Source organism: Flavobacterium sp. (genome assembly GCF_044369455.1).
Lineage (GTDB): Bacteria > Bacteroidota > Bacteroidia > Flavobacteriales > Flavobacteriaceae > Flavobacterium.
This window is the reverse complement of record NZ_JBIPLW010000081.1, coordinates 1-2,846: the sequence shown is the minus strand read 5'-3', so window position 1 is coordinate 2,846 and position 2,846 is coordinate 1. Positions and strand designations below refer to the sequence as shown.

General features: G+C 50.0%; 2 protein-coding genes and 1 pseudogene. 1 reads left to right on the top strand and 2 read right to left on the bottom strand.

Translation table 11 applies throughout. From position 1 onward, the window contains the following. Positions 1–63: 63 nt before the first annotated feature. Positions 64–516, bottom strand: a complete 453-nt coding sequence (locus tag ACIQ2L_RS14540; RefSeq protein WP_396160111.1) for a hypothetical protein — start codon at positions 514–516, stop codon at positions 64–66. Further along, the gene (locus tag ACIQ2L_RS14535; protein WP_396160109.1) at positions 517–1,641 is read right to left on the bottom strand and encodes a DUF1559 domain-containing protein; all 1,125 of its coding nucleotides are present in this window, start codon (positions 1,639–1,641) and stop codon (positions 517–519) included. 889 nt (positions 1,642–2,530) lie between these two features. Between ACIQ2L_RS14535 and ACIQ2L_RS14530 the strand changes: the two are divergent. Next, a pseudogene (locus ACIQ2L_RS14530) lies at positions 2,531–2,846 on the top strand (low molecular weight phosphotyrosine protein phosphatase); the annotation flags it as partial.

Sequence of the window (2,846 nt, the reverse complement as noted above, 5' to 3'; positions counted from 1 at the left end):
AGTTGCAATGCACCGCTCGCTAAATCTATGCAAAGATCTTAGCTTCGATGCTGCTGTCTGTTATCAATCGAGTTTGAGCTCGATCGAGCCTGCTTCCTTCACATCGAAGGTTCGGTCCATCGCCCCAGCGTGGAATTTGGCAGGAATAGCGTTGAAGGCTGCAGGGTTCTTTCCTTCGGCGACAAAGTAAGTGTAAGTTCCAGGAATAACTGTTAGTTTCACCTTACCCTGGGATACGGATCCCTGGGCCTGTCCACCTTGTTCACCGACGGAAAGGAGAGTCAACGACACATCGTTCACTGGCTTACCACCGGCCGTGACAGAAAATGTGACATCAACAAAGTCTGGTTTTGGAACGACCGTGACTCCGCCACAACCCACCAAGAAAACCAAACCCAAAAGCGTGCAATACTTTACGAACATGGAACTGATCCGACAACGATGAGAGAGAGTGTGATTCAAAAAAATAAGCGGGACTGCATCGCAGCCCCGCTCTACTAAATTTTTGGGAAACAATTATTGATCGTTTGCGACAACCAAACCATCTTGCGAAGCAGCCAGCGACTTGAGTGTACGCCAATCGGTTGATGAACTCATGAATCGAACAGATCCGTCACCCATAACTGCGTTGACGCCGCCGGTGTGGAAACTGAATGGCTCATCATTTGGACCGCAGTTGTTGTTAGCCCATCGACAAGTTGCAGGACCACCAATAGGTGTGGCGTTCTGGTTGATTGCGACGACACGTGACGCAGGAGCAAGAGCATTGCTCGGGCCGGAAAGACCGTTTGTACCGGAATCAGGATCTGCCCAAGCATACATTCGGCGGCCACCAGTCGTTCCACCTGACCAAGCAACGGTGTCAGCCGGAATCACTGCGGGGCGAGTGGACAATGATCCAAAAGTGCCGACGCTCGGGTGAGCACGTCCAGCATCTTCGATACACAAAATGGTGTTGCTCGTACCATCAGATACAGCGCCGAAACCCCAACCCTTGTTGCAAGAAAGCATGCCTTGACGAGTCATCGCTGTCCGTCGAGCTGCAACAGTCGGACGAGTCCCTTGAGGATCTGTCATCCCTGTTTGTTCTTCAACGTCACTTACAGAAATAAACATGTAATCCCATCCGCCGTATCCGTCTGGAGCACGAGAAGAACCTGAAATCGGTGAGCTTGGGCACTGATAGCTTGGAATCTGCGTTTTTGCTGCAAGTACCGTATTTGGGAACGCGGGATCGTGATACACTGCACCTTTAGCGTTGGGATGCATTGCTGTAAGATCATAAGTCGCTGTTGTCATCTGGGCGCGAGTCATGTCATGGTTCATCAAGTTATAGACGTTGTTTTGCTCCAAATAAGGCAGCAATAGAGTCGGTGTCGACTGAGACATGTAGACCGTGCTCGCACCGCCCGTGCTATCGCACTGACCAGCATGTGGAAATGCTCGGTTACCACTTTCAAAGTTATGAAATGCCAAACCAACTTGCTTCAGGTTGTTGGAGCACTGCATACGACGTGCTGCTTCGCGTGCTGCTTGTACGGCAGGCAATAGCAATCCAACCAAAATGCCGATGATGGCAATAACTACAAGCAATTCTACAAGCGTGAATCCAGGGCGTTTCGCCCACAATCTGCGTTTCATCAATCTCAACCCTAGAATAGAACTAAACGTGAATCGACCGAAGTTGGCCTTTCATTCGGAGAGATTGTGGATGGATTGGTTCCGGTTGGTAAGGCTCAAAAACGCTTATTAACAGAAGCTTCATATTTTCTAAACAATTACATGATGCCACGTTAATATGATGAAAAAATGTTTGCGTGCGATTAGCCGAAGGGCTGATGCTCTTAGGGATCGCTCAGCGACCTAGAGTCGGGATTAATGGACTTCTGTCCTATGAACATCACCGTTCCACTCGTGTTTTACGGCTACGCGGCAGAAGCCCTTTGCATGCCCGCATTGTCCGAATTTTTGCTAGGAAAATTGTTGGACATGAAAAGTCGCTCCCACCATCTAGCTTTGCGGAGGCGTCGATCGCTTGCAGAGACGACATGAGACTTTCCTTTGCGAGTCTCTAGCACCAATTCGTCGCCGTTTACTTGACGAACGATCCAGTATTTGTCAACTTCGTAGGAATAAAGCTCGCCGTACGGGGAAGGGGCGATGTTTTTCGCCCGAGGTCCTGGAGAAAGGCTATGTTTTTCTCGGGTGTAGATAACCCAATCATTCGGTTGAAACGAACTGGTCATGTGGACGTTCCCGCTCTGTCAAGTGCTTGCAATTTACGTCGCTTAGCGAAACCACTCCTTGAGGAGGCTTTTTCAACGCGATTGTCTCAAACAGAACTGTAGCTGGTATGTACAAGCCTGTTGCCTTTAGACAAAACAGGATGTTGCTAGCCAGACACTGCCCAAACACAAACGTTGATATATTCTTTCTTCCTAGCGGAATAGAATCCAGGTCAGCATGAGTGGAATCTTGGGAATTGTTGATAATAGTGCGGATTTTCCGCTTCAGTAGGGATGTCTAGTTTATGGCGATTGAACCCCTTAGTGTCCAATTTGTGTGTCTTGGCAACATATGTCGTTCGCCGGCGGCTCAAGGAGTGATGGAAGGTCTCATGGCGCGCGACCCGAGGTGGCATGGTATCGTGGTCGACTCCGCCGGCACGGCAGGCTACCACATCGGTCGCGCCGCAGATTCGCGGATGATCGCGGCTGCGAAGCTCCGTGGGTATGACCTTCAAAGCCGAGCGAAACAGTTTGAGCGGACTTTTCTCCGCTCCCGGACGTTGATCCTGGCGATGGATCGAGAAAACTATCGAGACATCATGCTGTTGGCGACAGGTG

Excerpts from the sequence above, each read along its gene's own strand:
- ACIQ2L_RS14535 (WP_396160109.1), bottom strand. The coding sequence starts at position 1,641 with ATGAAACGCAGATTGTGGGCGAAACGCCCTGGATTCACGCTTGTAGAA.